Here is a 20,063-nt window from a genome sequence, read left to right as displayed (position 1 = left end):
GCTGTGAGTATATACAGCTAAAGGTGATTTTGGAACCGCAAACTGCACAAAAAGCAGGAGATTTATGAAGATGTGGAATCCTTATCGCAAATGCGACCACAACAGGATGCCCCAGGTAATCAGAGCGACAAAAATAGACAACAATACCGCCGCCGACCCCATATCTTTCGCCCGGCCGGAAAGTTCGTGATACTCAGAGCCTATACGATCAACTACCGCCTCAATCGCACTGTTGAGGATTTCAACGATCATCACCAGCATCACGGAACCAATCAACAGCACGCGAGTAATCGCATCGACGTCCAGCCAGCAGGCGATAGCTACGCCCAGCAGTACGGCAACGCTTTCCTGGCGGAATGCCGCCTCATTGATCCATGCGGCGCGAAAACCTTTCCAGGAATAGCCTGCAGCTTTGATAATTCGGGTGAATCCAGTGGTATTATTGGCCATCAAAAAGAACCTTTTTACATTATTAGCGTCAATGTCATTGTAACGTTACCCCGTTTGTTTCAGGGTGTGGCAAAGCAGCGCGAAGTATGACGGGATACCACAGAAATTCACTAAACTTTCTGATATCCTTGCAGCGCATTTGCATTATTAACCAGAGGCTTTACATCGTTTATGTCCGGCTGGCCACGAATTTACTACAAATTACTGAATTTACCATTAAGCGTCCTGGTAAAAAGCAAGTCTATTCCGGCAGAACCTGCCCCGGAATTGGGACTCGATACGTCTCGTCCCATTATGTACGTCCTACCGTACAATTCAAAAGCAGACTTGCTGACGCTGCGTGCCCAATGTCTGGTGCACGATCTCCCCGATCCCCTGGAACCGCTGGAGATAGACGGGACTTTACTGCCGCGCTACGTGTTTATTCACGGCGGCCCGCGTGTGTTCACCTATTACACGCCAAAAGAAGAGTCCATCAAGCTGTTCCATAACTATCTCGACTTACATCGCAGCAATCCAGACCTGGATGTGCAGATGGTGCCGGTTTCGGTGATGTTTGGCCGTGCGCCAGGGCGTGAAAAAGGTGAAGTTAATCCGCCGTTACGTATGCTAAACGGCGTACAGAAATTCTTTGCGGTTTCCTGGCTGGGTCGCGACAGTTTTGTCCGCTTCTCCCCGTCGGTCTCTCTGCGTCGTATGGCGGATGAACACGGTACGGATAAGATCATTGCCCAGAAGCTGGCACGCGTGGCGCGTATGCACTTTGCTCGCCAGCGTCTGGCCGCTGTCGGCCCGCGCCTCCCTGCCCGCCAGGATCTGTTTAATAAACTGTTAGCTTCAAAAGCGATCGCTCGCGCGGTAGAAGATGAAGCGCGCAGTAAAAAAATCTCCCACGAAAAAGCGCAGCAAAATGCCATTGCGCTGATGGAAGAGATTGCCGCCAACTTCTCCTACGAAATGATCCGTTTGACGGACCGTATTCTGGGCTTTACCTGGAACCGTCTGTATCAGGGGATTAACGTTCACAATGCTGAACGTGTACGCCAGTTGGCGCACGATGGGCATGAAATCGTGTACGTTCCGTGCCACCGCAGCCATATGGACTATATGCTGCTGTCGTACGTTCTGTACCACCAGGGTCTGGTCCCGCCGCACATCGCAGCCGGTATCAACCTGAATTTCTGGCCAGCGGGTCCGATTTTCCGTCGTCTGGGCGCATTCTTTATTCGTCGTACCTTCAAGGGCAACAAGCTCTACTCAACCGTATTCCGCGAATACCTGGGCGAATTGTTCAGCCGCGGCTACTCGGTTGAGTACTTTGTCGAGGGTGGACGTTCACGTACTGGTCGTTTGCTCGACCCGAAAACCGGCACCCTGTCGATGACTATTCAGGCGATGCTGCGCGGCGGTACGCGTCCTATTACTCTCGTACCGATCTACATCGGCTACGAGCACGTAATGGAAGTGGGCACCTACGCAAAAGAGCTGCGTGGCGCGACGAAAGAGAAAGAAAGTCTGCCACAAATGCTGCGTGGCTTAAGCAAGCTGCGCAACCTGGGTCAGGGCTACGTCAACTTTGGTGAACCAATGCCATTGATGACTTATCTCAATCAGCATGTGCCGGAGTGGCGTGAATCTATCGATCCTATCGAGTCTATCCGTCCGGCCTGGCTGACGCCGACGGTGAATAACATTGCTGCCGATCTGATGGTGCGCATCAACAACGCCGGCGCGGCCAACGCCATGAACCTGTGTTGTACCGCGCTGTTGGCTTCCCGCCAGCGCTCTCTGACCCGTGAACAGTTAACCGAGCAGCTCGACTGCTACCTGAGCCTGCTGCGCAATGTGCCGTACGCGGCGGACTCAACCGTTCCTGCGCAGAGCGCCAGTGAATTGATCGACCATGCCTTGCAGATGAACAAGTTTGAGGTCGAGAAAGACACTATCGGTGACATCATCATTCTGCCGCGCGAGCAGGCCGTATTGATGACGTACTACCGCAACAACATTGCGCACATGCTGGTTCTGCCTTCGTTGATGGCAGCCATTGTGACTCAGCACCGTCGTATTTCACGCGTCGCGCTACAGCAGCATATTGATGCGTTGTACCCGATGCTGAAAGCGGAGTTGTTCCTGCGCTGGGAGCGCGATGAGCTTGCCGGAGTGATTGACGAACTGGCCAGCGAAATGCAGCGCCAGGGATTGATCACTCTGCAGGATGGCGAGCTGCATATTAATCCGGCCCGCTCCCGTACGCTCCAGCTGTTGGCTGCGGGTGCTCGCGAGACGTTGCAACGCTACGCTATCACCTTCTGGCTACTTAGCGCCAACCCGTCGATCAACCGTGGCACGCTGGAGAAAGAGAGCCGCACCGTGGCACAACGCCTCTCAGTGCTGCACGGCATTAACGCGCCGGAATTCTTCGATAAAGCGGTGTTCAGCTCTCTGGTGCTGACGCTGCGTGACGAGGGATTCATCAGCGACACCGGGGATGCCGAGCCGGAAGAGACGATGAAGATCTATCAGATGCTGGCCGAACTGGTGACGTCGGATGTCCGTCTGACCATCGAGAGCGCCACACAGGGCGAGTAAGCATAAAAAAACCGGTCGAAATGACCGGTTTTTATTTTGCAGGCTAAGCCAAACTCAAAAGTGCCAGTAGCTCATCGCCAGTCCTAAGAACAGTACCAGGCCTACATAGTTATTGTTCATAAACGCTTTAAAACAGGCATCACGCTCACGATTAACGATCAGCTTCTGCTGATACACAAACAGCGCACCCGCCACCAGCAGAGACCAGTAATAGCCCGGTCCCAGCCCGTTCAGCCACCCAACCAGCGCCATCAGCACCAGTACACCGACCTGCAGAATACCAATAATGAGTTTGTCGTTCTGACCGAACAGGATTGCGGTCGATTTAATGCCAATCTTCAGGTCATCATCCCTATCAACCATCGCATACTGTGTGTCATAGGCCACCGCCCAGAGAATATTGGCGAGGAACATCAGCCAGCAGCTCAGTGGTACAGACTCGCTCACGGCGGCAAACGCCATCGGTATAGACCAGCCAAACGCCGCGCCCAGCACCACCTGCGGCAGATGCGTGTAGCGTTTCATGAAGGGATAGACCCACGCCAGCGCTAGGGCCGCAACGGACAACAAAATGGTCATCGTGTTGAGCGTCAAAACCAGCAGGAAGGCGAGCAACACCAATACGACGAACAGCGTTCGGGCTTCTTTTTCGGTGACAGCACCGCTCGGCAGCGGTCGATTCGCGGTGCGTTTAACGTGTCCGTCAAACTTCCTGTCGGCATAATCATTTACCACACATCCAGCGGCGCGCATTAACCAAACGCCGGCGACAAATACCGCTAGGATCCACAGTTGCGGCATGCCTGGGGTCGCCACCCACAATGCCCATAGCGTTGGCCAGAGCAGCAGTAAGGCGCCGATCGGCTTATCCGTACGCATCAAGCGGTGAAACGCCAGCAGCTTATTCTGCGTCAGACTCCACTCCATCTTTATCTTCCTCTCAGTACAACGGCGATGCAGGCAGAAAAAGCTCGGTAAGCATCAGCGGCTTACCGCTCAGCCGTAGGCGGGAACGACGCCCCCATAGCGCTGCATCGCGGCCAATCTCAATAAAATCTCGGGTCAATGTCGATGACGTAAACAGGTAGCGTCCGAGCGGGGTTTTCCCCAGGTTCTGTAAGGCCAGTTCAGGGCCGCACAAGGTTGATTCAGGCACCACGGTCCGTCCGGCAAGCCAGGGTTCACCATCCGCACATAACAGGATTTCACGTAACCAATAGCGAGACTCTTTAGGCAGCAGCGTCAGTTCTTCAGCCACCTCATTTTGCCCAACGAATTCTTCGCGAATCAACGTTACGGTGACCTTTTTCCCCTGCTGCTCAAAACGTTTGGTCATGGAATCTTCCAGTAACAACCAGTCGAGCAGTTGGGGGTCCAGCGCCGGGATCGCATCAAAATAACGCAGCGCACGCAGTTGCGTTAACGCAGGGTGTGGCATGCCTTACTCTCCGATTTATAACCTGAAGGCATTGTATCGCAGAAAATGCATTACGGGGTGAGCAAACACAATTAAGTGATCGTCAGAGCAACATAAGTGTAACAATTAGCACCGAAGGATAAAAAAAGGTGCGCCAGGAGACGCACCAGTTGTTGCAAAATCAGCACTGCGGGGAGACGTTTACCCCTTGCCTTTTACACTGCTGATAAAGGTGGATCGGGCAGATTTGGATCCCAGACGTTCAGCTTCATCAAGCAGCTTCAGCGCTTTATCGACATCGCCTTTCGCCACGGCATCCTTAATGCCCTGGTTAAAATAACTTTCCGTGTCATTTAACATCGGCTCACTTTTCTTCACCGGTTGTGGCGCTGGAGCGGCAACGGCTGCCACCGGAGCCGCATAAGTAACTGCAGGCGCTGCGGTATTACCCACCGTGACAGGGCCAGGGCCGGATGAGCCAAACAGCGGCCCTACCAGCACGCTGGAGGAGGAACTGGTTTTGACTTTCAGCTTCAGCAGACCGTCGGTGGTATGACGGGCGATCGGGTCAGGGATATCCGGAACAGCGTTACCTACCCCCTTGGCATAGGCTTTTGCCGGGTCAAGCAGGGTCGTGGTCTGCTGGAGATCTTTATCTGTGGTAAAGACCAGAACATAGAGCTTTTGCTGGCCCAGCGCTGGCGTCAAACGCATTACGCCTTCCAGACGATCGGCACTCATCACGCCGGGTTCCTGGTAGGTGAAATAGCTGCTGGGGAAGAACGCAGATGGCGTCATGTTCTGATCAAGAATTAAAACGTTTGGTGCAAATACACTGGTTTGTTTGTTGACTTCACTGGTCAGCGTCAGAGTTAACTCACCAATATTCGCGGGGACGCTGTACGCGGCGACTGGGCCAGTAATACCAGCAACATCCAGACGCTGACCCGCTGCCGCGAGTTGTGTCGCCTGGGTTTTGGATTGATCAACCGGCGTCCAGGTTAACTGTTGTAGCGCAGCAGTGGGAATAGTTGGAGCCGCGGTGGTGTTCTGCGGAACAATATTTACATCGGCCAGGCTGATGCCAGGCGCGCTGGCAAATAACCCTGCAGATAAACAAAGGGCAACGAGACTTTTCTTCATTTTCATTGTTATCACCTCAGATAGCATGGGTTCAGCGGTGGCCAGGCAATAGCGCGCTAAACCGTAATCAAGAGGGGCTGGCGCCCCTCTTTCGGTCTCTACGTCAGGTTAGTGCTGAATTACCACCAGATTTCCATCTGGGCACCGAAGGACCACTCATCGCTGTCGCCACGGCTGGTTGTGCTGATACCAGAGTTGGTTGCAGCGGCGTATTTGGTTACGTCGTTACCATTTTTAACGTAGCCCCACTCTTCATCCCATTTGGCATAGGTTGCAAAGACACGAATTGCCGGGCGGGACCAGATGCTGTCGCCAGCCTGCCACTGTTGCGCCAGGGTGATTTTGTACTGGCTGTTGCGATCGCCAGTTTGCTGAGATTTGACGTTGTCGTAACCGACTTCCAGCAGGGTGCTCATGATCGGTGTCCATTTGTACATCGGACGAATACCGACGGTGTACCATTCGGTCCCCAGGTCGTTATCCATATCGAGGTTCTGGTACATACCGACGTACATCAGATCCCATTTGTCGCCCAGGGAGATTGCACCGTGGTCAAGTACGCGGAACAGGCTACCGTTGTTATTAATAACGTTATTGGCGTAATTCGTTTTACTACCGTCTGGGTTAGTAACGGTGAAGGAGGATGAACCGTAAGACCCTTGGTTCAGACCTTTACCCTGAGTGGTCATAGAATCTGTCGCGTACTGAACAACAAACTTGTTGTAGCCCTTCAGCATGCTCTGGGTATGTTCAGCGGTGAACATCCAACCATCTTTAGATGCGCCGTCTGCCAGGTGGTAATCATCGGTGGTATTCGCACGGCCATAGTCAACGCCCAATTCCAACATCCCATCCGGGTTAGTTGCCAACTGTGCTAAACGAACGTCAAATACGTCGTTGGCGGTGTCTTTGGTACGATCATAGATATTCTGGCTGCTGAAAGCATATGAACCACCCGCTTCCTGTGAACGGCTCGCGGCCAGAGACAGTTTACCGAAGCCCAGATCGATGTTTTCAATACCAGCACCAGGACCTGAAATATCCCAGTAGTAGAAGTCGATCATGTGAACATCATGACGCTGATAGAAGCGCTTACCTGCCCAGATAGTGGAGCCTGGCAGCCATTCAATCAGGTTTTTACCCTGCACGTTGGCTTCACGGAAGGCCGGGTCAGTCCCTTCCCAGTCATTCTGCTGTGCGACGGAATAGGCAACGTTAGTGTCGAAGTAGAAGCTCTTATCGCCCTCTTTCCACACTTCCTGACCTAATTTAATTTCCGCATAGGTTTCACATTCGTTACCAAGACGGTATTTACTTTGGGCGCCGGTTGCCTGGAAACACTGTTGTTCACCGCCGCTACCCGTCCAGCCAATACCGGAACGTGCATAGCCATGGAAATCCACAGCCATTGCCTGAACAGACATAATGCCTGCCGCCACAGCAACCGCCAGAGGGAGTTTGCGCAGAGTAATCATCGTTCTATCTCCTGAGATCATTGCTTTTCTTTAAACGCTTCACCTTGACGGTTTTGCGCTTTTTTTAATGGGATACCTTAAACACCCGGCTCTTGATGCAACCGACGACATGCACTGCCATCCTCACGGAACAGATGGCAACGCTCTGGCGGCAGGCCGATAGCGAATGTGGCACCCTCTTCTACCAACACCACGTCGTTCTGGCGGTAAACCAGGTTTTGACGGATGGCGGGGATCTGGATATGAATTTGTGTTTCGTGACCAAGCTGCTCGACCACCTGCACTTCACCTTCGAGGGTGACATCGGCGATATCGCTGGGCAGCAGATGTTCCGGGCGGATACCTAAAGACATGTTGGCACCAACCTGCACCGCATGGCTGTCTACCGGGAGCCATATTTGCTGGCGGTTAGGCAGTTCAACCTGCACCTGATCGATGGCCGTCCCGGTGACTTTCACCGGCAGGAAGTTCATCTTCGGCGAGCCAATAAACCCGGCAACAAAGCGGTCAGCCGGGTAGTGGTATAGCTTCAGCGGTTTACCGACCTGCGCTACGCGACCGGCATCCAGCACCACAATTTTGTCAGCCAGGGTCATCGCTTCGACCTGATCGTGGGTGACGTAAATCATCGTGCGACCAAGACGTTTATGCAGGCGGGAGATTTCAATACGCATCTGGACGCGCAGCGCGGCGTCGAGGTTTGACAGCGGTTCGTCCAGCAGGAATACACGCGGTTCGGCGACCAGCGTACGGCCAATCGCCACACGCTGACGTTGTCCGCCGGAAAGCGCTTTTGGTTTACGCTCCAGCAGGTGTGCCAGTTGCAGAACTTCCGCAACCTGGTTCACACGTTGGTTCATCACCTCTTTTTTCGCCCCGGCCAGTTTGAGGCCGAATGACATGTTTTCCGCGACAGATAAATGGGGGTATAACGCGTAGGACTGAAAGACCATACCCACACCGCGTTCGGCGGGCGGAATGTCGTTCATCCGGGTCTCCCCGATAAACAAGTCACCACTGGTGATGGTTTCAAGCCCGGCGATCATACGCAGCAAGGTCGACTTACCGCAGCCTGACGGTCCGACAAACACCACGAATTCCCCTTCGTGAATGTCGAGATTGATATCTTTCGATACCACCACGTCACCCCAGGCTTTTGTTACATTTCGCAGCTGTACGCTCGCCATGCCCTTCTCCCTTCGTTACAACCTGTCATCGACAGCAACATTCATGATGGGCTGACTATGCGCGATCACTTGACTGCGTGAATCCTCCACCCCCCGGCTTTTTTATGGGGGAGGAGGCGGGAGGATGAGAGAGCAGCGTCTGAGACCCAGGCTACCCGCCGCAGAGGAATTTCGTGATGCAGCCTGCAAAAATCGGTGGGTTTTTATGTGCGCCAGTACGCAATACTCACATTTATGTAACACAGATCACATAAAGAGCGGGTGGGGCGTAGGGGTAAGGAGGATGGAAAGAGGTTGTCGTATAAAGAAACTAGTAACCGTTAAGCCACCTCTGCAAAATCACCAAACAGGATGGGAACTATGAAAATCAAAACTGGCGCACGCATCCTCGCATTGTCTGCATTAACGACGATGATGTTTTCCGCCTCGGCTCTCGCCAAGATTGAAGAAGGTAAGCTGGTTATCTGGATTAACGGCGACAAAGGCTATAACGGCCTCGCTGAAGTGGGCAAAAAATTCGAGAAAGACACCGGGATCAAAGTCACTATTGAGCACCCGGACAAACTGGAAGAGAAATTCCCGCAGGTTGCCGCGACCGGCGACGGCCCGGACATCATCTTCTGGGCTCATGACCGTTTTGGCGGTTACGCTCAGTCTGGCCTGCTGGCTGAAATCACGCCTGACAAAGCGTTCCAGGACAAACTCTATCCGTTCACCTGGGATGCCGTACGCTATAACGGCAAACTGATTGCCTACCCGATCGCGGTTGAAGCGCTGTCGCTGATTTACAACAAAGACCTCGTGCCAAACCCACCGAAAACCTGGGAAGAAATTCCTGCACTGGATAAAGAGCTGAAGGCGAAAGGTAAATCCGCGCTGATGTTCAACCTGCAAGAGCCGTACTTCACCTGGCCGCTGATTGCCGCCGACGGCGGTTACGCATTCAAGTTTGAAAACGGCAAGTACGATGTGAAAGACGTGGGCGTGGATAACGCCGGCGCGAAAGCGGGTCTGACCTTCCTGGTTGACCTGATCAAGAACAAACACATGAACGCGGATACCGATTACTCCATCGCCGAAGCGGCCTTTAACAAGGGCGATACCGCGATGACCATCAACGGTCCGTGGGCGTGGTCCAATATCGACAAGAGCAAAATCAACTACGGCGTCACGCTGCTGCCAACCTTCAAAGGTAAAGCGTCTAAACCATTTGTTGGCGTTCTGAGCGCCGGTATCAACGCCGCCAGCCCGAACAAAGAACTGGCGAAAGAGTTCCTCGAAAACTACCTGCTGACCGATCAGGGTCTGGATGAAGTGAACAAGGACAAGCCGCTGGGCGCCGTTGCGCTGAAATCCTTCCAGGATCAGTTAGCAAAAGACCCACGCATCGCCGCCACCATGGATAACGCCCAGAAAGGCGAAATCATGCCGAACATCCCACAGATGTCCGCATTCTGGTATGCCGTTCGTACCGCAGTGATCAACGCAGCCAGCGGCCGTCAGACCGTCGATGCCGCGCTGAAAGATGCACAAGGTCGTATCACCAAGTAATGCTGTAGCACACGTGCCGGATGGCGGCATAAATGCCTTATCCGGCCTACAACACACCGTAGGCCTGATAAGCGCAGCGCCATCAGGCACGCTGACCAACAGGTTTTCATTGTTGTTGAGGATTGAACCCCATGGATGTCATTAAAAAGAAACACTGGTGGCAAAGCGACACGCTGAAATGGTCAGTGATGGGTCTGCTTGGGCTGCTGGTCGGTTACCTTGTTGTTTTGATGTACGCTCAGGGGGAGTACCTGTTTGCCATCATGACGCTGATTTTAAGCTCTGCTGGCCTGTATATTTTCGCTAACCGTAAAGCCTATGCCTGGCGCTATGTTTACCCGGGCGTTGCCGGTATGGGGCTGTTTGTCCTGTTTCCGCTGATTTGTACGATCGCCATTGCCTTTACCAACTACAGCAGTACTAACCAACTGACCTTTGAACGTGCTCAGGAAGTCCTGATGGATCGTTCGTATCAGGCTGGGAAAACCTACAACTTTGGCCTGTATCCGGCGGGTGATGAGTGGCAATTGGCTCTCACCGACGGTGAAACCGGCAAGAATTATGTTTCCGACGCCTTCAAATTTGGCGGCGAACAGAAACTGCAACTGAAAGAAACGGATGCTTTGCCAGCGGGCGAGCGTGGGACGCTGCGCATCATCACGCAGAATCGCCAGGCGCTGAACCAACTGACCGCCATCCTGCCGGATGAAAGCAAAGTGATTATGAGCTCGTTGCGCCAGTTCTCCGGCACGCAGCCACTTTATACGCTCGCTGATGACGGTACGCTCACCAACAACCAGAGCGGCGTAAAATACCGCGCCAATAACGATATTGGTTATTATCAGGCGATTAACGCTGACGGTAGCTGGGGTAGCGAAAAACTCAGTCCAGGCTATACCGTTGCCATCGGCTGGGATAACTTCACTCGCGTGTTTACCGACGAAGGCATCCAGAAACCGTTCTTCGCCATCTTTGTCTGGACGGTGGTCTTCTCCGTTCTGACCGTGATCCTCACCGTTGCTGTGGGGATGGTGCTGGCCTGTCTCGTACAGTGGGAGTCTCTCAAAGGCAAAGCGATTTACCGTGTCCTGTTGATTCTTCCGTATGCCGTACCGTCGTTTATCTCGATTCTGATTTTTAAGGGCTTATTCAACCAGAGCTTTGGTGAAATCAACATGATGCTGAGCGCACTGTTTGGCATCAAACCGGCCTGGTTCAGCGACCCAACCACCGCGCGTTCGATGATTATTATCGTCAACACCTGGCTCGGTTATCCATACATGATGATCCTGTGCATGGGTCTGCTGAAAGCGATTCCTGACGATCTGTATGAAGCCTCGGCGATGGATGGTGCAGGTCCGTTCCAGAACTTCTTTAAGATAACGCTACCGCTGCTGATTAAGCCGCTGACACCGCTGATGATCGCCAGCTTCGCCTTTAACTTTAACAACTTCGTGCTGATTCAGCTGTTGACCAACGGTGGCCCGGACCGACTCGGCACCACCACGCCAGCCGGTTATACCGACCTGCTCGTGAGCTACACCTACCGTATCGCCTTTGAAGGCGGCGGTGGTCAGGACTTCGGTCTGGCGGCGGCGATTGCCACGCTGATCTTCCTGCTGGTGGGTGCGCTGGCGATTGTGAACCTGAAAGCCACACGTATGAAGTTTGATTAAGGGAGACAACGAACATGGCTATGGTACAACCCAAATCTCAGAAACTGCGTCTCTTAACAACGCACCTGCTGCTGCTGATTTTCATCGCGGCGATCATGTTCCCGTTGCTGATGGTTATCGCTATCTCGCTGCGCGAAGGTAACTTTGCTACCGGCAGTTTGATCCCGGAAAACATCTCCTGGGAACACTGGAAACTGGCGCTGGGCTTTAGCGTTGAACACGCGGATGGCCGCGTGACGCCACCGCCGTTCCCGGTATTGTTATGGCTGTGGAACTCGGTGAAAGTGGCCAGCATTACCGCGATCGGTATCGTGACGCTTTCCACCACCTGTGCTTACGCCTTTGCCCGTATGCGTTTCCCGGGCAAAGCAACCCTGCTTAAAGGGATGCTGATTTTCCAGATGTTCCCGGCGGTGCTGTCTCTGGTCGCGTTGTATGCTTTGTTTGACCGCCTGGGCCAGTACATCCCGTTTATCGGCCTGAACACGCACGGCGGCGTGATCTTCGCCTATCTTGGCGGTATTGCGCTGCATGTATGGACGATTAAGGGCTATTTCGAAACCATCGATGGTTCGCTGGAAGAAGCGGCCTCGTTAGACGGCGCGACGCCGTGGCAGGCATTCCGCCTGGTGCTGCTGCCGCTTTCCGTTCCGATTCTGGCGGTCGTGTTTATTCTGTCTTTCATTGCCGCTATTACCGAAGTACCGGTCGCGTCACTGCTGCTGCGTGATGTGAACAGCTATACCCTCGCGGTAGGTATGCAGCAGTACCTCAATCCACAGAACTATTTGTGGGGCGACTTTGCCGCCGCAGCTGTACTTTCAGCCATTCCGATCACTCTGGTGTTCTTGCTGGCGCAGCGCTGGCTGGTCAACGGACTGACGGCAGGTGGTGTGAAAGGTTAAGTTTTACCGAAGTAACTGCCCGGCAACGGGCAATGCCACTGCAACCCTCAACTTATGTTATCCCAACCTGTGACTGTTATTCGGCGCTCTACGGAGCGCCCTTTTTTTATGTAAATTACAGGCGGTTAAGCGATGTAAAACGTTTACACTCGCCGGATTATTTTTATTGACAGATAGTTAACATCTTTGTGATAAGCATCACATATGCAAATTTTCATAATGACGAAAACAAAATACAGAATAACACTTCCACCCTCGAAATATTACATTACTCTAAAGATGAAATCGGGCGAGTAACAAATATGAAAGTTTATAATTTTGATAAAGTTATTTCACGCGACGGAACCTATAGCGCTAAATATAATAACAAGGGGCGTGAAATCATCCCTCTATCTGTAGCTGATATGGATATCCCGGTAGCTGATTTTATGGTTTCTGAATTATCAGTCGCAAATCAGAAAGGTATCTACGGTTATACATTATTAAGTGATGACTGGCAGCAAGTGACAGCACAGTGGTATCAACGCCATTACTCGTGGAAGGTCAACCCTGAACACATTGTTTTTTGCCCACGAGTGGTACAAGCCGTTTCATTATATATCCAGAATTTTACCCAACCGGGAGATGCTATTGTCAGCCTGGCACCAGCCTATCATCCTATTAGCCATGCAGTTGAAGTCAACCATAGAGTATTGCTGGAAAGTGCGTTGCTTTATCGTGACCGCTCCTATGAAATAGACTTTGCGGATCTCGAAGATAAGTTTAAAACGGCTTGTTGTTTCATTCTAATATCGCCGCATAATCCAACAGGAACAATCTGGTCAGAAGATAATCTAAGAAAAATAGCTTCATTAGCAGAGAAATACAACGTTTTTATTATTTCTGATGATGTTCATGCAGACTTCAATTTCATCAAAAAACAACATCAAACAATTTCTTCGATAAGTTCATACGTTGCACAAAACTCATTTATTTGTACATCTCCGGCAAAAACATTCAATATGGCCGGACTTGAAATCGCCAATATTGTTATTGCTAATGATAAGTGTCGAGAAAAGTTTAAATCAGCTCTTATTGCAGCAGGTATCCATAATCCTGGTTATTTCTCTGTTCCTGCATTTCTCTGTGCTTACCGCCATGGTGATTCTTGGTTAGCAGCATTAAAAGATTATTTAGCCGAAAACAGGAGCTGGGTTCAATCCTTTTGCCAGACTCATTTTCCAGACTGGGTTTTAGCCTCTGGTGGCGGAACTTACATGTTGTGGATTGACTACCGAGCGATGAACATCAGCGAAGAGCAGCTACGCCATTGGTTTGTTTCGCTCGCAGGTGTTGAGATGAGTTGGGGATCAGATTTTGGCGATGAAGGACTTGGTTTTTTCCGTGTGAACATTGCCACGCCGAGAACCATTCTTAAAGAAGCATTTGAACGGATTTATCAGAGCATACCCTACACTAAAGGAGTTTCCCTCCATGAATAATAACAATACTCCAAGAACACCAACTCTGGTGGAATCAATGTTACCGATACTGGCGATGGTCTTATTGCTGGGGGTTGGTTATGCGGCTTTCGATCTACCACCTGAGCCATTAATGGTCCTTTCGACCGTCATTGCGGCACTATTGGTTAAGCGTTTGGGGTACGGCTACAACGCAATCCTTGAATCAATTTCGCAGAAAATCGCCAAAACGATGCCCGCTCTCTTAATTTTGATCAGCGTGGGCCTACTGATTGGGACATGGATGATAGGCGGTACTATTCCGCTGATGATTTATTACGGCCTTAATCTGATAAACCCTTCAATGATCTATGTGACAGCCCTGCTTGTCACTGCAGTCGTCTCTGTGTGCACAGGAACATCCTGGGGCTCAGCGGGCACAGTCGGTGTAGCGTTTATGGGCGTGGCCATCGGAATGGAGGCTAATCTGGCAGCAACTGCTGGCGCTATTGTGGCGGGAGCTTACTTCGGGGACAAACTGTCTCCCCTTTCTGGTGACACTAACCTGGCAGCGATGGCCGCCCAGATAGATCTCTATGAACATATCGCTCATTTACTTTACACAACCCTTCCTTCCTTGATCCTTTCTGCTGTTGTCATGACTCTCTATGGTATGAATGGCGATCTCGGCGGCTCAACCGTTCCCGATAAAGTTCAGTTAATTACAGAGGGATTAAAGGGTATTTACCATTTTAATTTGTTGTTACTGTTACCCATTGCTATTGTCCTGTACGGCTCGATTACCAAGAAACCAACCATTCCAATTATGTTAGTTTCGGCACTGGTTGCCATGATCAACGCCAGCGTCATTCAGGGTTTCACTCTGCACGATATTGTAAAAAGCGCCGTAGACGGATTTAACGTTTCAATGCTTGCCGATAAAGATGTTAATCCCCTACTGGGTAATTTGCTTAACCGTGGTGGCATGAACTCGATGATGAGTACGCTGCTGATTTGTTTCTGCGCCCTTTCATTTGCGGGAACATTGGCTCTGAGCGGTGCTTTAGAAGTCATTGTCCACAACCTACTTAAACTAGTTCATTCCACAGGAACCATGATTCTTGCGACTATTGCCTGTGGTTTAACAATGATTAGCGTGACCTGTAATGGTCAGATCTCAATCCTGATTCCGATTGAAATGCTACGAAGCGCTTATATTGAGCGTGGGCTACACCCAAAAAATCTGGCAAGGACAGTAGAAGACTCTGCCACCATATTCGAGCCGATTCTGCCCTGGACTGCGGCGGGAGCCTACATGGCAGGTACGCTTGGTGTTGCAACATTAAGCTATCTTCCGTGGGCGATTCTCTGCTGGAGTGGCATTTTCTTTGCGACGTTATGGGGTTTCACTGGTTTTGGCATTGCTCGCTTATCCAAAGAAAAGCAGCAACAGCTCATGATGGAAGCAGCAAATGAAAGCAAGTAGTACCAGCCTGATTAAGATATTTGCCAATAATTAACTACGTCTACACGCCGCAGCCCGATTGCGGCGTGTTGTCTTTTACTCTCGCTTCAGCCGTTTGGAATTACACAGCCACAGGGTGATCACCAGCAGCAGGATCGCTGCAGAATAGATCAGCACATCCATCGGCGCTTTATGATCGACAATGATCAACCGCACAATCGCAGTGATCCCGATATAGACAAAGTAGCGCAACGGAAAGTGAAACCCTGACTGAAAGTACTTCACAATCAACGCGATAAATTCAAAGTAGAGGAAGTAAACCACCAGCCCTTCCACCAGCTCATACTTGCTGGTTTGTTCCGGCGCGAACAGCACGTCCGCCAGATGCAGCGTTTCTTTCCCGAGGAATACAACCAGGATCAGGCCCAGACTCAGCAGTCCCAGATTCAACACGGTCTGTAAAATAGTGGAGATAAACTCCACGCGCGGACGAGATAGCGACGTCATAGCAGCACCTCTTACTCAGTGGCGAGGTTCCTGTATAACGCAAAAATGTGACAGAGATCTACATTTTTTGTTTATATTTTGTGCAAGAAAGGTCAACGGAGAATGATGAATGCCACGATACATTTCACAGGATGAATTATGCAGCTAAGACAATCCGCTGTCCGCAACGTTACCTGCGGTGAGAACGTGGTGATTTATGAACCTGCCAATCTCTACGATTGCACATTGGGAGACAACGTTTTTGTCGGACCATTTGTTGAAATCCAGGGCAACACACAGATTGGCGCAGACAGCAAAATTCAGTCGCACACCTTCATCTGCGAATATGTCACCCTCGGCGCCCGCTGTTTTATCGGTCATGGCGTGATGTTCGCCAACGATATGTTCCGCGAAGGAAAACCCAACACCGACCGCAACAGTTGGGGAAGAATTACGATTGGCGACGATGTTTCGATCGGCAGCGGGGCGACCATTCTGGCGGTCACTGTCTGCGATGGCGCGGTCATCGGCGCAGGAAGCGTAGTGACCAAATCAATCACCGAGAAAGGCGTGTACGCGGGAAACCCGGCAAAATTATTGCGTCGCCTGTAACTTCCCTGATGACGGCGTAAATACCTTATCCGGCCTGCAATACAGGCTCTTTGTAGGCCGGATAAGCGTAGCGCCATCCGGCTGGCAAACGGCTCGATTACCGAAAATTCACGCTGCGATCGCTGGTCATATCGTACAGACCAAACTTACGCCCAAGCTGCTGACCGCCATCACGTGTTAACGGCGTCCAGCCAATCGCCGCACGGCTGCGGGTCGGACCAGACGAGAACAGATCCAGCGGCACGGAAACGTACACCCCTTTAGTAAAATCACCCTCGCCATACTCATCCGGCGAGGCGTTAGTGATAGTCGCATAACCACCCACTACGACACCGCTGTCGAAGCGTTTGGCGATCTCCAACGTTCCGCCCTTATCCCCGGCCAGATACTGACCCACGCTGGCTTTCACCAGCACATCCTGGGCGAAAGAAGGATTCCAGTACGCGGTCAAATGCCCGGTCTTCACGCTGTAGTCGGTGAATTTCATCATGTCCTGCGCGCTACGCCAGTCACGCTGTTTCACGTAGTTGGCATCAACACCAAACGCCCAGTTGCTGTCCAGCGGACGATACAGCACTTCTGCCCCCGCGCCGCCGTACATGGTCTCCAGATAGCCGCCGTACACCTGTCCGTAAAAGCCGTTGCCGAGTGACTGGAAGTAGTTGGCCTGCAGGTTATTCACGTAAACATCGTTTTGCACGTAGTCACGTACATGGGTACGCACACGCGGCAAATGCGAATCCTGCGGCGGGTTGGTGTAGTTAAACTTGTCATAGTTATTGGCGAGGTTGGCGAACAAACTCCCGGTGGTCAGCAGATGATCGGTCACCCACCAATCCGCCGTACCCATCACGCCCAACTGATACATATAGAAATTTTCCGGGCCACCCACCGACTGGTTTAGCACCGGATCGATATGGAAATCGAAGCGCGACTTATCGATATACCAGCCCTGCTCGGTCGTTTTCGGCACCACGGGCTCCACGCGTTTTTGCGCCAGTTGAGTCTCATGGCCCAAGGGCTCGCCTTCCAGATGGCGCTTGAGGCTGGAAACCTCTGTTTCGGTCGTCACCTGCGGCAAGTTAAGGCGATTTTCCGTAATACGGATCGTGCGGATCCCGTCAGGAAGATCGTTCATCACGATCCGGTTGGCACGCTCGATCCCCTCGCGCGAATCACGGTATTTCACCTGTTCGCCTGTTACATACAGCGTATCGCCCTGCACCTGGATTTTAGGATCCGCCAGCCCGGCATTGTATTTCAGCAGCGTTAGCTGATTCGCCACTACCGAATGTTGCAGGATCGCATCCTGCGGCTGCGGCTGATACTTCGGACGGGCGTTATCGTTATAGTTTGGTCGCAGATCGTTAAAGTTAGTCCGCAGCGTGACCCCAAACATAAAGGTGTTGCCGCGCTCATAGCTGAGGTTAACGTCGGCCCAATCGGTGACGCGATAAATAGCGCCGACGTTAAACTTGCTCTTCTGATCCAGCTTGCCCGCAAAATCCTGCTGGTAATTATTACCCTCATACTCCAGTTTCAGACGCAGCGGCTGCCAGGGTGTCTGATATTCCACGCCGCCAAACAGCGACGCCGGGCCGTGGAACATCTGGCTGCCGTCAATGGAACCCGCCTGCTTGTAACTGTTATCGCGATGACAGAATTTATCGCTGTATGAGCAAAACGGATTGCTGACGTTGCCGCTGGTCCCGAGGTATCCCCAGCCAAGACCGAGTGAGAAATCAAACGGTCCCCAGGCTTTGTTTGCCACAATATACTCCGCATCGAACAGGCCCGTTCCGCCAATATCGCGCGCACCTACCGCCACCTGCGGCATCCAGTAGCTCTCTTCCCACAGACGTAGTTTGAGATCAAAAGCTTTATCCTTGTATGTCTGATCGCCAGAAAACGACTCGACGCTGCTGTATTTTTTAGTACGCACATCGGTGTAGCGCAGCGTGGTTTCCAGCCACGGGAACAGTTGTACCGACGCAGAGTAATAGCGGTACTGATCGTTATCGCGGTAGTTAAGGCTCATTTCGCCCTCACGCGCCATGCGTGCGGTTGGGGTTTGCAGCAGCCCCACGCCGCCAAAATCGGACTGGGAAGGACCAATCGGCGCAGGATACGTTTCACCGTGACAGGCCGCACTGATACCCAGCGCCAACAGGCTGAGCAGATAAGTTTTTCTCATTATTCGGGTATCCGCTGGGTCAGGGTGCGAAGAATGTCGGCATTGATTTCATCCGGGGTGCTGCTCCAGACAGAGTCCGACAACCCGACAAAAATGATGCTGCCGGGCATCGGCTCAATGTAACGTTTGTTCCAGTAGGCGACCGGTACTTTTTGTGTGCGTCCGTCGGGATAGACAACCCAGGCGTAGCTACGATCCGCGCCGCTGAGCCGATGCTGCCCATCGAGATAGCTGGCAACATCACGTCCGGGTATAAACGGCTGTTTACCTGTGTGGCTTAGCAAACCCAACAGCGTGATATCCGTGGGCTGCGGTCCGACCCACAGTGTGTAATTACCCTGCAACGGCGGGTTGCCTGGCTCACTGGTACGCACTACATCCGGGTCGAGATTAATCGTCTGTCTACCGGCCACCTTCAGCGCCTGAATTTGCTGGCGTAATGCGTTGATAGCGCCAGCATCCTCACCGCTTGCTTCAGCGCTCAACGTCGCCAGACGAGCCAGTAATGCCTGCTGCTGACGTTGTGCCTCAGTTGTTGCCCGCTCTTCGCTGATAACCGCGCCTGGCCACCAGCTATTGCTTAACCGCGGCTGTCCAACCAGGTCGAGCAGATGTTCAGCCCCGGTCAGCATTTTTGCTTCTGTGCTACCTGTCGTAATCACTTTTACGCTGCCCGCAGCAAAAACAGATGCCGCGCACAGGCTGAATGTCAGCGCAGTAATCATTTGTTTCATCATGGTTTTGCCGCCTTAATCAGCGTGGTTTTCACCGGGAAGAAACCTGCGCCAAGATACTGTTCCGACTGGCGAATCATGCCGTCACTGTCTACCCAGTAGCGGTTATGCCAGCGCGTTTGATCGGTGGTGACCTCTTCATCAAGGATCCGTACCGGCGTGTTATCGCTGCCGACTTTGATGGTGTCTGCGCCATCCCATGTGAAAACCGAGCGCGCGGTGGCATAGCGTACCTGCTGATGTTCAGTCCAGCCCATCGTGCGGGTCCACGTTGTGCCGTCGACTATCTGATTTGGCTTGATGAGCGGGTCTGTCGCCAGATTATTCACCTCGATTAGGTTGTCCCCGCCAAGGTGCGTTTTCACAATGCGCCCATGCTGCGTGACGAGAATAGCCCGATCCTGAGTCACCCATTTCTGCTGTCCGTTTTCTGCAAACGCGAGTACCACAAACAGTTGGGGACCGCCGTTGAGCTGCATGTACTGGCTGGCGTAAGGCATGTTTTGAATTTCATCGTCCGTCATCTGTACGCCGGGAGTACCAAACACGCTATCCCACAGCGAATGACCCAGCCCTTCGGTAGTGGCTGAGCACGCCTGCAGTAGCAGGCAAACCATTATGATCGCTGGTCGCTTCACGACGTTTCTCCGCATTATTGCCGGGTGGCGCGACGCTTACCCGGCCTACAAATCCCACAGACTTTTGGCAATTCCAAAATAACCACACCGAAGTGTGGT

At 52.2% G+C, this 20,063-nt stretch carries 17 protein-coding genes; 7 read left to right on the top strand and 10 right to left on the bottom strand.

Going from position 1 to position 20,063, the window contains the following annotated elements:
- Positions 1–81: 81 nt before the first annotated feature.
- A complete protein-coding gene (locus E6P06_RS05135) occupies positions 82–450 on the bottom strand; it encodes a diacylglycerol kinase (RefSeq protein WP_003826594.1) in 369 nt (122 codons plus the stop codon).
- 171 nt (positions 451–621) lie between these two features.
- On the opposite strand from E6P06_RS05135, the gene plsB reads away from it, so the two are divergent.
- Complete coding sequence (gene plsB, locus E6P06_RS05130; protein ID WP_003841366.1) at positions 622–3,042, top strand: glycerol-3-phosphate 1-O-acyltransferase PlsB; 2,421 nt, start codon at positions 622–624, stop codon at positions 3,040–3,042.
- A gap of 54 nt (positions 3,043–3,096) precedes the next feature.
- Here plsB and ubiA read toward each other — a convergent pair whose 3' ends face one another.
- The 5 genes from ubiA to malK form a co-directional block, all read right to left on the bottom strand.
- Positions 3,097–3,969, bottom strand: coding sequence for a 4-hydroxybenzoate octaprenyltransferase (gene ubiA / locus E6P06_RS05125; protein WP_016149402.1), 873 nt, complete (start codon positions 3,967–3,969; stop codon positions 3,097–3,099).
- A 13-nt stretch (positions 3,970–3,982) separates the two neighbouring features.
- Positions 3,983–4,480, bottom strand: coding sequence for a chorismate lyase (ubiC, locus tag E6P06_RS05120; RefSeq protein ID WP_003031688.1), 498 nt, complete (start codon positions 4,478–4,480; stop codon positions 3,983–3,985).
- 180 nt (positions 4,481–4,660) lie between these two features.
- Positions 4,661–5,608: a maltose operon protein MalM gene (gene malM / locus E6P06_RS05115; RefSeq protein WP_139935001.1), complete on the bottom strand. Its 948-nt coding sequence runs from the start codon at positions 5,606–5,608 to the stop codon at positions 4,661–4,663.
- Between the two features lie 113 nt (positions 5,609–5,721).
- Entirely contained in the window at positions 5,722–7,077 is a 1,356-nt protein-coding gene (locus E6P06_RS05110; RefSeq protein WP_003031683.1) for a maltoporin, read from the bottom strand.
- Between the two features lie 77 nt (positions 7,078–7,154).
- Entirely contained in the window at positions 7,155–8,264 is a 1,110-nt protein-coding gene (gene malK, locus E6P06_RS05105) for a maltose/maltodextrin ABC transporter ATP-binding protein MalK (RefSeq protein WP_139935000.1), read from the bottom strand.
- 360 nt (positions 8,265–8,624) lie between these two features.
- Between malK and malE the strand changes: the two genes are divergently transcribed.
- The 5 genes from malE to nhaC all read left to right on the top strand — a co-directional run bounded on the left by malE (position 8,625) and on the right by nhaC (position 15,321).
- The gene (gene malE / locus E6P06_RS05100) at positions 8,625–9,815 is read left to right on the top strand and encodes a maltose/maltodextrin ABC transporter substrate-binding protein MalE (protein WP_003031680.1); all 1,191 of its coding nucleotides are present in this window, start codon (positions 8,625–8,627) and stop codon (positions 9,813–9,815) included.
- Between the two features lie 131 nt (positions 9,816–9,946).
- Positions 9,947–11,491 (top strand): maltose ABC transporter permease MalF, encoded by a 1,545-nt coding sequence (gene malF / locus E6P06_RS05095; RefSeq protein ID WP_044702287.1) that lies wholly within the window; start codon positions 9,947–9,949, stop codon positions 11,489–11,491.
- Between the two features lie 14 nt (positions 11,492–11,505).
- A complete protein-coding gene (malG, locus tag E6P06_RS05090) occupies positions 11,506–12,396 on the top strand; it encodes a maltose ABC transporter permease MalG (protein WP_060854503.1) in 891 nt (296 codons plus the stop codon).
- A gap of 302 nt (positions 12,397–12,698) precedes the next feature.
- Positions 12,699–13,877: a MalY/PatB family protein gene (locus E6P06_RS05085; protein ID WP_032948311.1), complete on the top strand. Its 1,179-nt coding sequence runs from the start codon at positions 12,699–12,701 to the stop codon at positions 13,875–13,877.
- Positions 13,870–15,321 carry a Na+/H+ antiporter NhaC gene (gene nhaC, locus E6P06_RS05080; protein WP_032938203.1) on the top strand — a complete coding sequence of 484 codons (1,452 nt, stop codon included), beginning with the start codon at positions 13,870–13,872 and terminating at the stop codon, positions 15,319–15,321. Before E6P06_RS05085 ends, nhaC begins: the two co-directional genes overlap by 8 nt.
- A gap of 75 nt (positions 15,322–15,396) precedes the next feature.
- Here nhaC and psiE read toward each other — a convergent pair whose 3' ends face one another.
- Positions 15,397–15,807, bottom strand: a complete 411-nt coding sequence (gene psiE / locus E6P06_RS05075; protein ID WP_003031674.1) for a phosphate-starvation-inducible protein PsiE — start codon at positions 15,805–15,807, stop codon at positions 15,397–15,399.
- A 138-nt stretch (positions 15,808–15,945) separates the two neighbouring features.
- On the opposite strand from psiE, the gene E6P06_RS05070 reads away from it, so the two are divergent.
- On the top strand, positions 15,946–16,398 hold the full coding sequence (locus tag E6P06_RS05070) for an acyltransferase (RefSeq protein ID WP_139934999.1): 453 nt from the start codon (positions 15,946–15,948) through the stop codon (positions 16,396–16,398).
- A 97-nt stretch (positions 16,399–16,495) separates the two neighbouring features.
- On the opposite strand, the gene E6P06_RS05065 is transcribed toward E6P06_RS05070, so the two are convergent.
- The 3 genes from E6P06_RS05065 to E6P06_RS05055 are packed head-to-tail and all read right to left on the bottom strand — an operon-like array spanning position 16,496 to position 19,964.
- Positions 16,496–18,592, bottom strand: coding sequence for a YjbH domain-containing protein (locus tag E6P06_RS05065; protein WP_003031671.1), 2,097 nt, complete (start codon positions 18,590–18,592; stop codon positions 16,496–16,498).
- Complete coding sequence (locus E6P06_RS05060; RefSeq protein WP_139934998.1) at positions 18,592–19,329, bottom strand: capsule biosynthesis GfcC D2 domain-containing protein; 738 nt, start codon at positions 19,327–19,329, stop codon at positions 18,592–18,594. Before E6P06_RS05060 ends, E6P06_RS05065 begins: the two co-directional genes overlap by 1 nt.
- A complete protein-coding gene (locus tag E6P06_RS05055) occupies positions 19,326–19,964 on the bottom strand; it encodes a YjbF family lipoprotein (protein WP_032938210.1) in 639 nt (212 codons plus the stop codon). The genes E6P06_RS05060 and E6P06_RS05055 overlap by 4 nt, the downstream gene beginning before the upstream one ends.
- Between the last annotated feature and the right edge of the window lie 99 nt (positions 19,965–20,063).

Source organism: Citrobacter sp. CF971, from assembly GCF_006385635.1.
In the GTDB taxonomy this organism is placed as follows: Bacteria; Pseudomonadota; Gammaproteobacteria; order Enterobacterales; family Enterobacteriaceae; genus Citrobacter; species Citrobacter freundii.
Note: the sequence above shows the minus strand (reverse complement) of the source record. Positions and strands in the feature narration are given on the sequence as shown.